Source organism: Persephonella marina EX-H1 (assembly GCF_000021565.1).
Lineage (GTDB): Bacteria > Aquificota > Aquificia > Aquificales > Hydrogenothermaceae > Persephonella > Persephonella marina.
Genome location: NC_012440.1, coordinates 1,824,356 through 1,841,306 on the forward strand (window position 1 = coordinate 1,824,356; position 16,951 = coordinate 1,841,306).

Here is a 16,951-nt window from a genome sequence, read left to right on the forward strand (position 1 = left end):
TTTCAATAAAAATTCTGGAGGATTAGATTGGTAAGAGTCAGGTTTGCCCCAAGTCCAACTGGATATCTTCACCTTGGAAATGCAAGAACAGCTCTTTTTAACTATATCTATGCAAGACACACAGGTGGAAAACTTATACTCAGAATAGAGGACACGGACAGGGAGAGATCTAAGAAAGAGTATGAGGATTTGCTTATTGATGATCTTAAATGGCTTGGTATAGAGTGGGATGAAGGTCCTGATATCGGTGGTGATTATGGACCTTACAGACAGTCTGAAAGGACTGATATATACAATCAGTATGTTGAGAAGCTTAAAGAGTCAGGTCATATTTACAAATGTTTCTGCAGTCCAGAGGAGCTTGAGGAAGAAAGGAAGAAGGCTCTCTCAGAGGGAAGGCCACCAAGATACAGCGGGAAGTGCAGAAATCTGACTGAAGATCAGATAAAAAAGTTAGAGTCTGAAGGAAAACCTTATGTATGGAGATTTAGAGTTCCGGACGGTGAGTTTATCATATTTGAGGATGTTATAAAGGGAACTGTTGAGATAAATGTTGATGAGTTTGGTGATTTTGTTATTGTGAGATCAGATGGATCACCGGTTTATAACTTTGTTGTTGTTGTGGATGATGCTCTGATGAAGATAACAGATGTTATAAGAGGAGAAGATCACCTTTCAAACACACCTAAGCAGATACTTATTTACAGAGCTTTAGGCTTTGAAGAGCCGAGATTTGCACACCTCCCGATAATATTAGGTGAGGACAGAAGTAAGCTCTCAAAGAGACATGGGGCTGTTTCTGTAAGGGCCTTCAGGGATGATGGTTATGTGTCAGAGGCGATGTTTAACGGTCTTTCTTTACTTGGGTGGCACCCAAAAGGAGATAATGAGGTTCTCTCAAAGGAAGAGATAATAAGGGAGTTTGATATAAAGGATATACATAATGCACCTGCTGTATTTGACAGAGCGAAACTAAGATGGCTTAACGGTGTTTATATCAGAGAGAAGATAGATCTTGACGATCTGACAGAAAGAGCTGTACCTTTCTTTGAAGGTTTTGGGTATAAAGCTGATTTTGATTATTACAGAAAGGTTATGGAAGCTATAAGGGACAGCCTTGAGACATTAATGGATATAGAGCAGAGGGCAAAACCATTTTTTGTTGATGACTTCCATTATGAAGAGGATGCACAGCAGTTCTTAAAGGATGAAACCGGATATAGGGTTGTACAGCTTTTCTACGAGAAAGTAAAGGATATGGATGAGATAAAAAAGGAGGATTTCAAAAGGATAACAAAAGAGATACAGAAAGAGCTTGGAGTTAAAGGTAAAAATCTTTTTATGCCTATCAGGGTTGCCCTTACAGGTGTTACATCAGGTGTTGATATGGCTGTTCTTGTTGAGGTTATAGGAGTTGAGAGGGTAAAACACAGATTACAGAGAGCCTTAGAGTATTTCGGGTAGTACTATGATCAGATGGGTTATAGAAAATCTTGGCGGGAGCAGAGCTCCAGAGCCAGAAGAGCTTGATATATGGGTAAATGAAGGTGTTAATACTGTAATAAATCTTTTAGGTGGAGATTACGGTAGTTTTATAGCTGAAAAACAGAGAGAGAAAGGTTTTGAGGTTATAAGGATACCATTTTCTATGGCTGATCCCATCCCTGAGGAAGAGTTTACAGCTGTTTATGAGTATGTTGATCAGTTAAGAGAAGATAGAAAAAAGGTTGTTGTTCACTGTAAGTATGGACAGGCGAGAAGTGGAACATTCTTAGCAGGTTATCTTATACATTCTGGTTATTCCTATGAGGAAGCTCTAAACACAGTTTTTTCTAAAGGTTTCACTCCCCATACAGAGTACCAGATAAGATTCCTTAAGGAGCTTTATGAGAAGTTAAGATCTGATGTTAGAGATTAAGGATCTTAGAAGGCTTAAGATCGTCTTTAAAAAAGACGGGAAAATATTAGATAGAGCATTTTTTGACAGGCTTATTGAGAATACTGAAGATAAAGATCTGAAAAACTTTCTTATAGGCTGCAGGCATACAGTAGAAAGACATTACACGGAAGCGTTAAAATGGTTTCTTATATCAGACTGTGATGACAGCAGGGTTATGATAGTCCTTCTCTCATATAAATTGGGGGATGATTTTCTTTTTGATGAGTATTATGAAGAAGATCTTGTTTTTGGTGAAACACTGAAAAAACTTGACATTGAAGTCTATCTCCAGACCGGAGAAAAGGAGTACAGGGTAGATAAGGATCTGATTAGGGAATTAAACAGGATCTAACCTTCCAAGACCGAAGCTAACAGACTTTCCTATATTCACAACCCTTAGTAGCTCAATATATGGGTACACCTCTTCAAGATCTCCTTCTATTGTAAAACTTCCCTCAAAAGCTGGTATCTTCATCTTCCTCTTTTTTCTGTTAGACCATCTTTCCATAGGACTGGGTTTAAGGTTTATATCTTTAAGCTGAAACCTTTCAGGATTTAAAAAGATCCTTTCAGACTTTATGCCGTAGTTTACTGCAACATTACTTATTCTTAGAACCATAGCTTTTAGAAATATGTCCTTATCAAACTGATTGAATTTTAGGTGATCACCTTTTATCTTTATTGAGGATGGATAAAGCCTTATCCTTATTCTGTCTCTTCCGGTTCTCAGATCAAAAAAGCTTGATGCATCAAATCTCGGAACAAAGCTTTTTAATGGATAGTAGCTCTCATCAAAAGGATGGTAGTAGTAAACCCTATCTGTTTTTATGTATCTCTCCTTTCCAAGATTGAAGATCCCATTTAGACTTTCTGTAATAAACTCCCAGTAGTTTGATGCAGCGCCTAAAAGTGTTATATCAACTGATATAGTATCCCCTTCTTTAAGATCCCTTCTTTCGTAAGGAGGTTTTAAGACATACTTTGAGGGCTGGTTCAGTATTGATTCTGTCTCAAATATAACTGTGTACGGACAAGATTTTTTAAACTCACAGTTTATACATTCCTCACGTGGTTTTATACATACTATCTTCCTCAGTCTTCTACCCAGTATCCCCCTGAATGATGAGCCTAAGAAGTAAGGCTGTCTGAAAGGTTTTAATACCTTATATTCTATCCTTATCTGTGAGAACTCAAAGTTTATCATAATGATAGGTATTATAATTTTTTTACAACGGGATTAAAAGCCTTTGAACTCACGATAACTTTATCCCCTACAGATATCTCATCCCTGTCTGAGAGAACAACCTCAACAAGATTATCACCTATCTCAATTGTTGCTATATAGATAGTGTCTGCCTTTTTTATCTGGAGGACATTTCCTATAAATGAGAACTTCCCTGATATATTTTTTTCAATAAAGACCTTCCTTGGAGATCCCTCCTTTATAATCCTTCCCTTTTCTATCCATACTACCCTGTCTGAGAGCTTGAAAACCTCTGTTTTATCGTGTGAAACAAGTATCGTAGTAAGATTAAAAACTCTGTGTATCCTCTTTATCTCTTCCTGTAGTTTTTCCCTTATGGAAAAATCAAGGGCTGAAAGAGGCTCATCGAGCAGTAGTATTGAAGGTTCCCTTGCCAAAGCCCTCGCAACTGCCACTCTCTGCTGCTGACCCCCTGAAAGTGTGTCAGGATACCTGTCCTTAAGATCTTCAAGATGCACAGTTTTTAAAAGTTCTATAGCTTTTTCCCTGTCAGGTCTGTCCATAGCAAATAGAATATTTTCAAGGACTGTCATATTTGGAAAAAGGGCGTAATTCTGGAAAACAAAACCTATATTTCTTTTCTGGGGAGGAAGATCTATCCCCTTTTCACTGTCAAAATAGACCTTCCCATCAATCTCTATTTTCCCTCTATCAGGCTTTTCAAGTCCTGATATCATTCTGAGAACTGTTGTCTTCCCGCTTCCTGATCTTCCAAAGAGTGTTACAAACTCTCCTTTTTTGATATGAAGATCAAGTCTTAGCGAGAATCTCCCACCGTCTCCTAAAAGCTCTTTCTCAATATTTATCCTTATCATAACCTTCCATTCACCTCAAATCTTTTGTTAAGAATATAAACAGTCAGAAGCGTCAGAAACGAAAATCCAAGTAAAACAGCGGCATAGATATGTGCTGTAGTGTAATCAAGTTTCTCAACAGCCTCATATATAGCTATGGACACAACCTTTGTCTCCCCTTCAATGCTTCCCCCTATCATCAGGACAACACCAAACTCACCTACTGTGTGGGCGAAAGAGAGAACTGTTCCCGTTATGATTGCAGGTTTCATGTTTGGGAGTATAACTGAGAACAGGGTTCTTATCCTTGATTTTCCAAGTGTGTAGGCTGCTTCTATAAAGGATCTGTTTACACTTTTAAAACCTGATATGAGAGGATGAACCATAAATGGAAAGCTGAATATAACAGAGGCAAAAACAAGACCTTCAAAATGGAATGCAAGCTGATGTCCTGCTATCTTTTCCCATATATTACCTAAAAAACCTTTCTTACTGAAAAGGAGAAGGAGGTAAAATCCTAAAACTGTTGGTGGGAGAACAAGTGGAAGGGCTATTAAAGCCTCAACCACAGGTTTGAACCTGAAGTTTGAGTAAGCTATAAGATATGATAAAGGAATCCCTATTATAAGAAGAAGAAGGGTTGTTATAGATGCAAGCTTGAATGTGAGTATAAAAGATGTTGTATCAAATTCCATCACAGTACCTCAACTGTTATCTCATTTGGTCTTACAAGGAAGTTGATAACATCATTCTGTTTTAGACCCAGAAGATCCACAGATTTTTTAGGTATTACGGAAGAAAATATATTATCACCTGATCTCAGTAGGATCTTTGAAAGTATCTTCCCGTTTTCCACAGACTCAATCTGAGCATCAAACATATTCAGGAAAGATTCTTTAAGAAAAGAGCAGTTTTTAAATATCTCAACCTCTGTTTCCTTAAACAGGAGATTCACATTTTTACCCTCCCTCATATAGTCTGCTGTCTCAGGTGTTTCTAAGAGAACAACACTGAAATTTCCTATATCAGTTTTTACAGTTATTATTGATAAAAAGCTGTCACTTTCTATCTTTGATATAACACCTTTAATGCTGTTCATACATATCTCCTTCAGGGAATGTATAACCAAAATTTCTGAAAACAGCCTTTACATTTTCTTTTTTCAGGAAATTTAAAAATCTTGATACTGTCTTAGAATTTTCATTATTCAGTATGATATAACCCTGTCTTATAGGTGAGTAGCATTCCTGATCAATTATTATGTACTCACCTTTATCTTTCATCCTTTTACTTTTTGCCAGTGAAAGAGCTATAAATCCTATATCTGCTGCTCCTGTCTCTACAAACTGTGCTGTCTTTGAGATATTCTCACCGATCACAAGTTTGTCTTTAACTTTATCGTACAGACCTGTTTTTTTCAGGCATTCAAAAGCCGCCTTCCCGTAGGGTGCAAGCTCAGGATTTGCGATAGCTATCTTTTCAACATCTGGATTCAGGACTGTGTTCAGGCCTTCAAGCCTGATACCTGAGCTTTTTCCCGTCCAGAGAACGATCTTTCCTAAAAGGAAAACCTCCGGTTCTGATCTGACATATCCATTTCTGTAAAGCTCTTTCAGATATTTCATATTAGCTGAGAAAAATATATCAAAAGGAGCACCTCTTATTATCTGGTGGTAACCTTTTCCGGAAGAGCCGTAAATAATTCTGATTTTATCGTCAGGATGCTCCCTTTCATACAGGGATTTTACCCTATCAAACACATAGGAGAAGTTTGATGCTGCGTATACCGTCAGCTCTCCACTGTAGCTCATACCTGTGACGGTTATCACAAGTAGTAATATAAATCTCAGCATCTCAACCTCCGTAATATTCTGTAAAATATAACCACAAAAACTTAAAAAAATTAAAACTTCCCTATAATGATGTCTGAAGCTTTAATAACTGCCAGAACCTCCTTTCCTTCTTTAAGGTCAAGTCTGTCAATAGATTCTGATGTTACTATTCCTGTTATGACAGTGCTACCTGCGGATATCTTAACCTCAGAATTAACATCTCCCTTTACCACCCTTGTTATCTTTCCTTTTATCCTGTTCTCGGCTGATATACCCAGTTCTTCAGGTAAGGCTACAAGAACATCAGAGGCTTTTATTATCATAAATATCTCATCTCCCTCTTTAAGTTCTAACTGATCGAGAGATTCCTTTGTTATGACAGATCTCAGTTTCTGCCCATCTGATAGCTCAGCAGTGACCTGGGCGTTTACCTGATCCCTTTTTATATCTGATATCCTCGCTGTTATATGATTTCTCGCTGAAATCTTCATACTTAATCTCCTGTAAAGGTTTAAAAGTTCCTCTGTGCTGTCCAACTTTAATGAGAGCTCCTGTGATACTTTTGTTAGAATACTCTCTAAAGTTCTGTACTGTTTTATCAGGCTTTTTCCATACTCAGTGAGATACGTTTTTCCACCACCTTTCCCACCTGATTTACTTACAACCACCGGATAGGGTGAGAGATTGTTCAATGCATCGATATTGTCCCATGCTGTTTTATAACTCATCTTGAGCTCTTTAGCTGCCCTTGATATAGAGCCGTACTTATCAATAAGTTCAAGTAGTTTTATCCTTCCCTTTCCTAGGTATCCCCTATCCTCAATGTTCAGAAATATCTCTGTGTTTAATCTCTTCATATCAACCTCGTTATATTACTAATAATATAACGAAAAAACATTTATGTGAACAGTTTTGAAAAAATCAGGAAAAGTTTATATATTATTAGATATATTTAAAAAAATTTAGTAAGTTCCTGTAAAAAAATATCAAGCAGTTCATTTTTGATTGTTGATAATACTTAATCTTTAAATTTTTATCTAAAAACTTCAGTTTTTAAGCTTTTTAAAACAAAAATAAAAGGAGGTAGGTGTATGAAACTGTGGCTGTTTGGTCTTTACGGTATTGTGGCCACAACAGCCGTGGCAGGGGATAGGGCTGTAAAGAAGGGAATTACGGACACAACAGGTCTTGTTTCATCACTTCCTGTTTTTAAGGATCTTGAAAGATACTCTCCACTGAATTTTGATCAGTTCGGAGGACATGAGATAAGGGCACTGGATAGAAATCTGTACAGTGAACTTTTTTCTCACTGGGAGGAAAATCAACATTTTGATTACAGAATACTTAAAGAACTGGAAGAAGATCTTAAAGATATAAAGGCTAAAAAAGGAACAGCTTTAAACTGTGGGTCAGGTGTTTTAGAGGAGTTAAAGCCTGTCAGCACTCTTGAGGATGAGGGACTATCACTTGAGCAGATCGTTGAAAGGATTGAAAAGGATATACTTGAGTTTAAAGATGATGAGACTGTTGCTGTAAATGTAGCATCAACAGAACCTGTTATCCCTTATGATCAGGAAGTTCACGGATCACTTGAAGGTTTTGAAAGGGCTATAAAGGAGAACAGAAAAGACAGGATATCAGCTTCTATGATCTATGCTTATGTATCTTTAAAAAATGGAATTCCTTACGGAAACTTTACACCAAGTGCAGGTTCTGGAATTCCCGCTTTGAAGGAGCTTGCTGAAAAGAATGGTGTTCCACATGCAGGAAATGATGGGAAGACAGGAGAAACACTAGTAAAGACTACACTTGCTCCTATGTTTGCATACAGAAATCTTAAAGTTTTAGGATGGATGGGTTACAACATACTTGGTGATCTTGACGGTAAGGTTTTATCACACAAACAGAATAAAGAGAGTAAAGTTGTCTCAAAGGATAAGGTTGTAAGCAAGATATTAGGTTATGAGCCTTACACGATTACAGAGATAAACTACTTCCCATCTTTACAGGATAACAAAACAGCCTTTGATTTTATCCATTATCAGGGATTCTTGGGAACAAAAATGAAGTTCTATTTCACATGGGATGCTGTTGATGCTATTGTTGCTGCTCCACTTGTTCTTGATATTGCAAGATTCCTTAACTTTGCGAAGAAAAAGGGTGTAAAAGGGGTTGTTAAAGAGCTTGCATTCTTCTTCAAGTCACCAATGGATACAGATGAGTACAACACACATAAACAGTTTGAAACATTAGTAAACTGGTACAGATCACTGAAATGAAGGCGGTAATACTTGCAGCAGGATACGGAAAGAGAATGGGGGGTGATACCCCCAAGCCTCTTGTAGAACTTTACGGTCTTCCTCTTATTGAGCATAAGATAAGAAAGCTGGATGGATACGAGATAATCGTTGTGTACCATGATGAGAGAATAAAAGATCATATCCAGAAAAGATTTCCACGGATAAAACTTGTTTACAACCCTTATCCGGAAAGGGAGAATGGGTACAGCCTTTACTGTGTGAAAGATCTTATAAAAGAAGGGGAGAGTTTTATTCTTCTTATGGCTGATCATTATTATGATGAAGGGTTTTATAGAGATATCAATCCTATAAATCAGACAACAGTTTATGTTTCAGCAAAATGTTATCAGGAAGATGAGGCTACAAAGGTTAAAGTTCAGGGAGATAAGGTTATAAAGATAGGAAAAGGAATAGATGATTATGATTATTTTGATACAGGATTCTTTGTCTGCAGTTATGAGTCTCTTGTATATGCTGAGAGGGCTGTCAGTCAGAGAGAAAAGGTAAAGCTTTCGGATATAATGCAGCTGCTTGCAGATGATGGAAGGCTGAGTTACAAGGTTATGGATGAGTTCTGGATTGATATAGATACAAAAGAGGATCTCAAAAAGGCTGAAGAGTTTATCAGGAGATCACTTATAAAGCCAACAGATGGGATCATATCAAAATTTTTAAACAGAAAGATATCTACAAGAATAACCCCTTTTTTACTCAGGTATGATTTTATAACGCCAAACAGGATAACAGTTTTTGTCTCCCTTCTTGGTTTTCTGACTTCAGTTCTTTTTTATTTTAAATACTATCTTTTAGCCGGTATTATGACCCAGATTGTTTCTATAATAGACGGTTGTGATGGTGAGGTTGCCAGGATAAAAAATCTCTCATCAAGGTTTGGTGCTGTTCTTGATTCAGTTCTTGACAGGTATGTTGATATATTTATAATCTCAGCGATTTTCTTATCCATTGAGAAGGATATCTTTCTGAGTCTCTCTTTTATACCTGCGTTAACAGGATCAGTTCTTGTCAGCTATGTCTCCCATCTTTCAGGATGGAGACCTTACCTTGCAACAAGGGATATAAGACTTTTTTTAGTTATGGTATTCAGTATCTTATTTTCTCTTTACGAGAACATGATTTACGCTTTCTTTGCTGTCATTGCTGTCATTACTCATGTATCTGTAATTTTTACACTGCTCAGATTAAGATCATGATCCTTTATTTTGGGTAATTTTCACCTCCCTATTCATAATTGACTATTAAATTTAATATTAAGAAAAGAGGGAGGTGAATGAAAATGTATATTAAATCTTTAAGAAAACTGACTTTGGTTCTTTTTGTCTCATTGATCCCTGTTCTGTTTGTCTCATGTGGTGGAGGCGGTGGCGGTGGAGGTGAAACTCCACAGGTTCAGACACAGTCCGTTGAGATTTCAGGAAAGGTTACAATTAATGGATCTGCTCCAACAAACACTACATTCAGTATCACAGCAAATGTGATTGATAAGGATGGAAAAGTGATCTCTACAGAAACAACGACAACAGCTTTAAATCAGCAGAATCAACAGATTAATGGATCTTACTCTTTAAAAGCAGGTCTTGTATCCGGAGGGAAGGTAGTAATAACCGCTGAGGCTCCAGGGTACACCAAGGCAACAAAAACTATTGATTACCAGGCTGGCTCAAGTCTTACTGTTAATCTTGATGTTAAAGAGGTGGTAACACAGACGGTTACAGTTAATCAGGGAATAGTTATAAATTCAGCAGGAAAGGAGTATGTAAGAATAGCATTCTTCAAAGATCAGAAAACAGGTAAACTTATGGCCAAGACCGGTTTACAGGCTTTAAGTGCAGACACTTCAGAAAAGGTTTTAGATCTTGCTATCCCGTTAAACAAGCTCCAATCCGGAACAGAACAGCTTAACGTTAGCTACAAATCTTACACACCTTCCATCCCATCAGATTATCAGGATTTTCCAGGAACTGAGACAACTGACGGAGATCAGCTTGTATCCTTCGGATTTGATTATCTTGAGATAACCGATCAGGAAGGTAAAAATCCTTTCGTAAGCTCACAGGGAATAACCGCCCAGCTTGTAAATGGAGAGTACTACAGAATACTGAGAGAGGTTGACTGTGATCAGATAAAAAATCTTATAGATACAGGTGCTCTTGTTGATGAAGATCCTGCAAAAGAAGGAATACAGTTTACATTTTATGCTTTTGATTTTGATCAGGGAGGCTGGGTAACAGCCGGTCAGGGAACATTTGTTGAAAACAGCGGAATAGACTTTATGAATACTGAATGGGACACAATTGTCAGTAGTGGTTGTGATCCTAACTCAACCTCAACAGATCCAACTGATAACTCTGCAGGCTGTGCTGAGTATGGAATTATTACAGATATAAACAATATATGTGATGGAACTGACATAGATTATGTTGTTGTTAGCGTTACAAATCCAGCTCTTGAGTGGAAAAATCTTGATTATATTATCCCTGCAGGATCTGAGATCTCTTGTAACATAAAGGTTGTTGATGAGAACAACAACCCTATTGCAGGTGCTTATGTTTCGGCAAATGCCAATTGTATGGCTTATGTTGATGGTATGACAGACTCAAATGGTAATGTGACACTTTCAACTATAGGATACTCAACATCCTGTACAGCTGATGTGGAAGCATGGTATATGATGAATGAGGGAGCTAAAACAGCAGACTTTAACGACAACTGCAGTGTAACAATACAGATCTCTAATCCTTACAAATGTACAGTAGAAGGTAGAGTTGTTGATGAGAATAATAGTCCTGTAGAAGGAATGATCGTCTGGACATGGACACTAGATTATAACTATACAGGTATCTCTGCAACACAGTATTATGAGGATTTTCCTGTTGGTGTAACGGACAGCAATGGAAACTTCTCTGTTAAAACAAAATGTAATGAACAGGGGTATGTTTACGCAAAATTTGAAAGCAGAATGTTCAACGTTAATGGAACAAAAGATAATGATGAGATAAGTGATGACGGATCAAAAGTTAACGTAGGAAAAATACAGATTAAGAATACACCACCTTACGCAACACTTTATGTTGATACTGATCCTGCAGTTGGTAAAGCTATTCCTATTGAACTCTGTGCATACGATATGGAAGGGGATTATCCTGTAATCTACAGTATAATAGTTAAAAAAGATGGAAATACTGTTCAGACATTCACAGGACAGATAGATTCAACAACATTCTGTGTTACACACTCATACACAATTGATACTGCAGGTACATACTCAGTTACAGCAGAACTTACAGACAGCAAAGGTAAAAAAGGATACTCTATAAATGATCTTGTAGGTAACATAGCTGCTGATGGTCATTATCTTGTTGGAGATATCTCTGCCGGTGGAATGAGATACAGTTGGGAAGGTTTCACAGGTGTTTCTATATGGCTGTGGGGTGGATTTGAAGACAGCGATATTACACATAGTATAAGTTCGAATGTTTCTTACACATGTTACGATGGAAATAATAATGTAAAAATATCAGGTAGTGCAACCGGAACCGATTATATTGAAGCCTATGACTACGATGACACAGGTAATGCTGTCTACTGTGAGTTCACAATTAGTGCGAATGATGGTGGAACAGCTTCATTTACACATACCAAGAAGATCAATATAATAGATCAGTAAGTTGAAAGGGGCTTTAAAGCCCCTTTTTTTATAAAACCTCGGCAAGTTCAAGGCTGTAAACGTCAGATATTCCTTCCCTTGCTGAGACTCCAAGAAGTCTATCTGCATAGCTTGCCATCGTATCTCTCAGTGTTACAACTATAAACTGTGCTTCCTGAGAAAGCTCCTTCATAAGCTCTGCTATCTTCCTTGCATTTGCATCATCAAGGTGAGCATCAACCTCATCAAAGTAGTAGAAAGGAGCAGGTCTGTACTGCTGAACAGCAAAGAGGAAAGCAAGAGCTGTCAGTGTTTTCTCACCACCTGACATGATCTCAAGTCTTTTAACATCCTTACCTCTTGGTCTTGCCTTAAGGAGTATCCCCCCTGACAGTGGGTCGTCCTCATTCTCTATCTCAAGATAGGCTTTACCGCCAGGTGACAGTCTTCTGAATATCTTTCCAAGGTTTTTATTTACAGCCTCATAAACTTCCATAAAGGCTTTTATCTTTTTCTCTTCAAGGCTTTCAATCATCTCTTCTATGGACTTTTTCTCCTCAATAAGAACCTTAAGTTTCTGGCTGAGATCATCAAATCTCTCTTTTATCTGGTCGTAATCCTCAAGGGCTTTCTGGTTTACAGCTCCAATAGACTGTCTTTTCTCCTGTAGTTCCTTTAGCTCTTTTTCTAAAACTTTAAGATCACCTTCTACAGGTTCACCTTCATACTCCTCTTTAAGTATCTCTATCTCATCTTTTAGATCCTCAACCTTCTGCTCTAACTTACCTTTATCCTCAAGAAGATATGTTATCTCCTTGTTTATATTCTCTTCCTCGTATCTTAAAGATTTCAGTTCTTCTTTTCTTTCTTCTATCTCTTCTATAAGCTCGTCCCTCTCTTTTTCTCTATCTTTAAGATCCTTCCACAGATCGGAAAGCTCCCTGGAGTACTCCTCTATCCTGTTTTTAAGTTCCTCTATCTGTCTGTTTTTTATCTTGAGGCTGTCCTCAAGTTTCATCCTGTCATTTTCAATCTGGAATATTCTGACCTTCAGGTTGTTTTCAAGTCTGTCTGTAAGCTTTTCTATCTCGTTTTCTATCTCGTTTTTCTTTTCCCTTAATGAGTAAACATTTTTTGTTGCCTCTTCCCACTCCTTTCTAAGCTGGTGAAGTCCTTCACTCTCCATTCTCTGGAGGATATCCTCTTTCTTCTTGTGTATATAAGATATATTTCTCTCAAGTTCTGAGAGCTCTTTCTCAGTTCTCTCCAGTCTGTTTTCCTGTTCAAACTGTCTCTTTTTAAGGTTTATTATCTCCTCCTCAAGTATGTTTATTCTTGACAGGTTCTGGTCTATCTTTGTCTCAATCTCCCTTTTTCTCTCAATAACACTCTCAGTCTCATTCTGGAGTTTGTAAAGCTCTTTTTCCGTCTCCTGCCATTTCACAGCTATCTTTTTAAGCTCCTCTTCCATCATACCTTCTTCAGCTTTTAACCTCTCATCTTCCTGTTCAAGCTTTATCTTTTCCTGTTCTAGAGATCCTCTTCCTAGTATTCCTCCTCTGTTTTTATCAAAACCACCTGATATTGTTCCTGATTTCTCAAATATATCTCCATCCACAGTGACCATTCTGAATGTTCCAATACCGAGATTTCTTGCACTATCAAAATCCTGAACGATCACAGTATCTCCAAAAACAAATCTTACAGCTTTTTCTATTTTTTTATCATAATCTATAAAATCAACAGCAAGACCTATAACACCTCTCATATAGGGAGGCTTTGCAGGGTGTGATACCCTGATCCTGTTTAATGGTATGAATGTTGCCCTTCCTGCTTTATTTTCCTTAAGAACCCTTATACACTCCTGTGCAACCCTGTCATCCTCAACCACTATATTTTTCAGTCTTCCACCACCGGCCACCTCAATAGCCTTTGAGAGTTCTGGATCTTTTATCCCTATCAGGTCAGCTACCTGACCGTAAACACCGTTTATATCCTTTATAAGTGTTATGACCCTGTCTTCCCTCATCTGTGAGAGCTGGGCTAAAACCTCTGCAAGTCTCTGGAAGTTCTTTTCTCTCTTCTCTCTGTTCTCCTTGAGTTTTTTCTCTAAGGTCTCCTTTCTCAGTTTCAGTCTTGAAAGCTCGCTTTTAAGACTTTTAAGCTTTCTTTCCTGACTTTCTGTGAATGATTTTATGTTTGAGCTTGATTTTCTTAATGTTTCTACCTCTTCAGAAAGAGATCTTATCTCATTATGGTACTCTTCTATCTTTTCAAGTATCCTGTTTATCTCCATCTCTATATGTATCTTTTCCTTCTGGAGGGATGACTGTCTGTCTTTCAGGGATTTCTCTTCCTTCTCAACCTCTCCAAGATCAAGCTTTGCTCTGCTTCCTCCTATCTCTATCTCTTTAAGCTTTCTGTTTTTCTCCTCAAGAACCGCTTCAGCCTTCTCAAGTTCTTTTTTTATCTCTGGAAGTTTTCTCTTAAGCTCTTTTATCTGTTCCTCTAAGGATAAGACTTCCTTGATCTTCTCCTCCTTTTCCCTTGCAAGCTCCTTTAGATTCTCTTTTATACTCTGGATCTCTTTTTCTATCTCTGATTTTTTATCAGAAGATGTTCTTATCTGTGCTGTTATAGATCCCTCCTTCTCCTTTAAAGGCAGTAGCGACTCCTGAAGTCTGTTTAATCTATCCTCAAGTTCCTTTATAACTGAGATCTGCTCTTTCTGTTTCTGTACTGATATCTCTTTTTCTTCATAAAGCCTGTTTATTCTCTCCTCGATCTCCTTCAGATCGTCTACAGCTTTTTTCTGTTCTGTCAGTAAAAAGTAAAGCTTAACGCCTTTAATATTTTTCTGTATTTTTTCTATCTTCTCCTCAAGCTGTGCAGCTAAAAGTGCGTTCTCCCTTTCTTCCTCAAGTCTTTTGAGCTGTATTTTTACCTCTTTTAAAACAAGTTTTGCTGACTGTATCTTTTCTTCTGTTTCTGTTAGATCTTTTAATGCTTTTTCCTTTTTTTCTTCGTACTCTGTTATTCCTGCTATCTCACTTAAGAGATCCCTTCTTTCTGAAGGGGTCATCTTTACGAATCTGAATATATCACCCTGCGTCACTATGTTGTAACCCTGTTTAGGTATCCCTGCGTATGATAAAAGCTCTTCAACCTCGTACTGTTTCGCAGGTCTTCCGTTTATCCTGTATGTTGATTTACCGTTATGCTCCACCTTCCTGTATATGGAAACCTCTTCATCATTTAATGGAAAGGCTCCTTCATTTTTAAAAACAACCTCAACCTCAGCATACTCAGCGGATCTTCCCCTTGATGAGAATATAAGATCTGAAAGCTTTAATGCTCTCATCGATTTTGCTGTTGCAAGTCCAAGGGCAAAAACTATAGAATCACCGATATTACTTTTCCCTGATCCGTTTGGCCCAACTATTCCTACAAAACCATTTCCAACAGGGATAGTTAATTTTCTAAGACCGTAGGATTTGAAACCGTAAACATGAATTCTGTCAATATAAGCTTTTGACATGATACTACCCGTTTTTAAGATTTGTTATAAATATTTCGGCAGATTAATAAGCTGTTCTTAATCAAACTCTCCCCTGTTCAGTCTTTCCCTTAAAACCCTTTTTAGTATCTTCCCTGTTGCGTTTCTCGGGAAATCTTCAAGAACATAAATATGTTTTGGTATTTTGTAGTTTGCAAGATTCTCTTTAAGGTATGCCCTTATCTTTTTTTCATCAAACTTCTCAACATTTTCAACTAGTTTAACAAAAGCTACAGGGATCTCACCGTGATGTTCATCCTTTTTTCCAACAACAGCAGACTCCTCTATGTCAGGATGCGCATTTAGAATCTCCTCAATCTCCCTTGGGTATATATTTATCCCTTTTGAGATAATTAGATCCTTCAGTCTGTCAACAATATACAGATATCCTTCCTCATCCAGGTATCCAAGATCGCCTGTTAAAAGCCAGCCGTTAACGATAACCTCCTCTGTTGCGTAGGGGTTTTTGTAGTAACCTTTCATAACACAATCCCCTTTTACTATAACCTCCCCTATCTCACCTGGAGGGAGCTCCATCAGATCGCTGTCAACAATCTTAACCTGATAGTCTGGAAGAGGTGGTCCTACAGATAGATCCTTCTGTTTCTCAGGTCTGTTAACAGCAACAACAGGAGAGCATTCGGAAAGACCGTATCCTTCAAGGAGAGGGGTTCTTCTGAATTTCTGTCTCATCCTTTCAAGTGTTGTTTTCGATAGAGGAGCACCGCCGGATATGAAATATCTTATCCTGTGAAACCACATAAAATACCATGGGAATTTAGCCTTTGATAGAGCACTGAAAACCTCTGGAACACCTATGAATATGGTTACCCTTTTAAGTAATGTCTGTTTTATGATGTTTGAGAATGGCATTATTGATTTTATTATCACGATAGGACTTGCTGTGTATAAAGGCAGGAGGACTGAAACGGTTAGCGTAAATGTGTGGAACATAGGAAGATATGCTATAAATCTGTCTTTTTCTGTAATATTACCCAGTTTTTTGATATTGAGTATATTGGAAAATATGTTCCTGTAGGAGAGCATAACACCTTTTGGCTTTCCTGTTGTTCCAGATGTGTAGATTATCACAAATGTATCATCCAGATCTGCCTGAGGTTTTAGATGTTCATAATCCTCTATTGATAGACCCTCTTCAAATGATAGATTTTTCTCATCAAGGTTTGGATAGTCATCAACCCATATTATCTTCTCAATATCAGATGTTTGGAAAACGTCGGATACTTCTTTTGAGAATTTCGTCTGAGTTATGAGAACTTTTGAGTCACTGTTCTGAAGTATGTACTCTATCTCCTGTTTCTTTAAAAATGTGTTTATAGGTATTGTAACCGCTCCAAGTTTGCTTATAGCGAGAAGTGATATTATAAACTCCTTTGAGTTGGTCAGAAGTAGTGCAACATGGTCTCCTTTCCTTATACCTATAAGTTCAAGGTATCTTGCGAGAGAATCAACGTAATGTTTAAGTTCTTTATGGGTTATTTTCCTGTCTTCTTCAAAGAGTATCGTTTTTTTACCAAACTTTTTTGCGTTTTCCTGTAAAACTTCGTAAAAGTTTTTATAGCTGTAGTCTGCCATCTCTTC

At 37.6% G+C, this 16,951-nt stretch carries 14 protein-coding genes; 6 read left to right on the forward strand and 8 right to left on the reverse strand.

Translation table 11 applies throughout. From position 1 onward, the window contains the following. The first annotated feature begins 27 nt into the window (after positions 1-27). The 3 genes from gltX to PERMA_RS09505 are packed head-to-tail and all read left to right on the forward strand — an operon-like array spanning position 28 to position 2,291. Positions 28-1,464 carry a glutamate--tRNA ligase gene (gene gltX, locus PERMA_RS09495; protein WP_012675348.1) on the forward strand — a complete coding sequence of 479 codons (1,437 nt, stop codon included), beginning with the start codon at positions 28-30 and terminating at the stop codon, positions 1,462-1,464. Between the two features lie 4 nt (positions 1,465-1,468). After that, entirely contained in the window at positions 1,469-1,918 is a 450-nt protein-coding gene (locus PERMA_RS09500; protein ID WP_012676462.1) for a protein-tyrosine phosphatase family protein, read from the forward strand. Beyond that, entirely contained in the window at positions 1,905-2,291 is a 387-nt protein-coding gene (locus PERMA_RS09505; RefSeq protein ID WP_012675974.1) for a hypothetical protein, read from the forward strand. The genes PERMA_RS09500 and PERMA_RS09505 overlap by 14 nt, the downstream gene beginning before the upstream one ends. Here PERMA_RS09505 and cas6 read toward each other — a convergent pair. Genes cas6 through PERMA_RS09535 form a run of 6 tightly spaced genes read right to left on the reverse strand, consistent with a single transcriptional unit; the run spans position 2,277 to position 6,686 of the window. Beyond that, positions 2,277-3,143 (reverse strand): CRISPR system precrRNA processing endoribonuclease RAMP protein Cas6, encoded by an 867-nt coding sequence (cas6, locus tag PERMA_RS09510; RefSeq protein WP_015898973.1) that lies wholly within the window; start codon positions 3,141-3,143, stop codon positions 2,277-2,279. The two genes, PERMA_RS09505 and cas6, sit on opposite strands and share 15 nt — an antisense overlap. Positions 3,144-3,154: 11 nt before the next feature. Next, positions 3,155-4,018 carry an ABC transporter ATP-binding protein gene (locus tag PERMA_RS09515; protein WP_012676168.1) on the reverse strand — a complete coding sequence of 288 codons (864 nt, stop codon included), beginning with the start codon at positions 4,016-4,018 and terminating at the stop codon, positions 3,155-3,157. Further along, positions 4,015-4,692, reverse strand: a complete 678-nt coding sequence (modB, locus tag PERMA_RS09520; RefSeq protein WP_015898938.1) for a molybdate ABC transporter permease subunit — start codon at positions 4,690-4,692, stop codon at positions 4,015-4,017. Before modB ends, PERMA_RS09515 begins: the two co-directional genes overlap by 4 nt. Further along, complete coding sequence (locus PERMA_RS09525) at positions 4,692-5,096, reverse strand: tobe domain protein (protein ID WP_012676187.1); 405 nt, start codon at positions 5,094-5,096, stop codon at positions 4,692-4,694. The genes modB and PERMA_RS09525 overlap by 1 nt, the downstream gene beginning before the upstream one ends. Beyond that, positions 5,083-5,850: a molybdate ABC transporter substrate-binding protein gene (modA, locus tag PERMA_RS09530; protein WP_012675557.1), complete on the reverse strand. Its 768-nt coding sequence runs from the start codon at positions 5,848-5,850 to the stop codon at positions 5,083-5,085. Before modA ends, PERMA_RS09525 begins: the two co-directional genes overlap by 14 nt. Before the next feature lie 50 nt (positions 5,851-5,900). Continuing rightward, positions 5,901-6,686, reverse strand: a complete 786-nt coding sequence (locus tag PERMA_RS09535) for a TOBE domain-containing protein (RefSeq protein WP_012675725.1) — start codon at positions 6,684-6,686, stop codon at positions 5,901-5,903. Between the two features lie 234 nt (positions 6,687-6,920). Here PERMA_RS09535 and PERMA_RS09540 point away from each other — a divergent pair, with 234 nt between their 5' ends. The 3 genes from PERMA_RS09540 (at position 6,921) to PERMA_RS09550 (ending at position 11,814) form a co-directional block, all read left to right on the forward strand. Then, entirely contained in the window at positions 6,921-8,108 is a 1,188-nt protein-coding gene (locus PERMA_RS09540; RefSeq protein WP_012676419.1) for an inositol-3-phosphate synthase, read from the forward strand. After that, a complete protein-coding gene (locus PERMA_RS10935) occupies positions 8,105-9,340 on the forward strand; it encodes an NTP transferase domain-containing protein (RefSeq protein ID WP_012675332.1) in 1,236 nt (411 codons plus the stop codon). The genes PERMA_RS09540 and PERMA_RS10935 overlap by 4 nt, the downstream gene beginning before the upstream one ends. A gap of 77 nt (positions 9,341-9,417) precedes the next feature. After that, positions 9,418-11,814: a hypothetical protein gene (locus PERMA_RS09550; protein ID WP_148206428.1), complete on the forward strand. Its 2,397-nt coding sequence runs from the start codon at positions 9,418-9,420 to the stop codon at positions 11,812-11,814. Between the two features lie 28 nt (positions 11,815-11,842). Here PERMA_RS09550 and smc read toward each other — a convergent pair whose 3' ends face one another. Then, a complete protein-coding gene (smc, locus tag PERMA_RS09555; protein WP_012676170.1) occupies positions 11,843-15,331 on the reverse strand; it encodes a chromosome segregation protein SMC in 3,489 nt (1,162 codons plus the stop codon). A gap of 57 nt (positions 15,332-15,388) precedes the next feature. Further along, positions 15,389-16,945: a fatty acid--CoA ligase gene (locus PERMA_RS09560; RefSeq protein WP_012675670.1), complete on the reverse strand. Its 1,557-nt coding sequence runs from the start codon at positions 16,943-16,945 to the stop codon at positions 15,389-15,391. Positions 16,946-16,951: the final 6 nt, after the last annotated feature.

Bases quoted from the DNA above. Each gene is read 5' to 3' on its own strand.
- PERMA_RS09525 (WP_012676187.1), bottom strand. From the start codon at position 5,096: ATGAACAGCATTAAAGGTGTTATATCAAAGATAGAAAGTGACAGCTTT.
- PERMA_RS09560 (WP_012675670.1), bottom strand. From the start codon at position 16,945: ATGGCAGACTACAGCTATAAAAACTTTTACGAAGTTTTACAGGAAAAC.
- PERMA_RS09540 (WP_012676419.1), top strand. From the start codon at position 6,921: ATGAAACTGTGGCTGTTTGGTCTTTACGGTATTGTGGCCACAACAGCC.
- smc (WP_012676170.1), bottom strand. From the start codon at position 15,331: ATGTCAAAAGCTTATATTGACAGAATTCATGTTTACGGTTTCAAATCC.
- modA (WP_012675557.1), bottom strand. From the start codon at position 5,850: ATGCTGAGATTTATATTACTACTTGTGATAACCGTCACAGGTATGAGC.
- PERMA_RS09500 (WP_012676462.1), top strand. From the start codon at position 1,469: ATGATCAGATGGGTTATAGAAAATCTTGGCGGGAGCAGAGCTCCAGAG.
- PERMA_RS09515 (WP_012676168.1), bottom strand. From the start codon at position 4,018: ATGATAAGGATAAATATTGAGAAAGAGCTTTTAGGAGACGGTGGGAGA.
- PERMA_RS09505 (WP_012675974.1), top strand. From the start codon at position 1,905: ATGTTAGAGATTAAGGATCTTAGAAGGCTTAAGATCGTCTTTAAAAAA.
- cas6 (WP_015898973.1), bottom strand. From the start codon at position 3,143: ATGATAAACTTTGAGTTCTCACAGATAAGGATAGAATATAAGGTATTA.
- PERMA_RS09550 (WP_148206428.1), top strand. From the start codon at position 9,418: ATGAAAATGTATATTAAATCTTTAAGAAAACTGACTTTGGTTCTTTTT.
- PERMA_RS10935 (WP_012675332.1), top strand. From the start codon at position 8,105: ATGAAGGCGGTAATACTTGCAGCAGGATACGGAAAGAGAATGGGGGGT.
- PERMA_RS09535 (WP_012675725.1), bottom strand. From the start codon at position 6,686: ATGAAGAGATTAAACACAGAGATATTTCTGAACATTGAGGATAGGGGA.
- modB (WP_015898938.1), bottom strand. From the start codon at position 4,692: ATGGAATTTGATACAACATCTTTTATACTCACATTCAAGCTTGCATCT.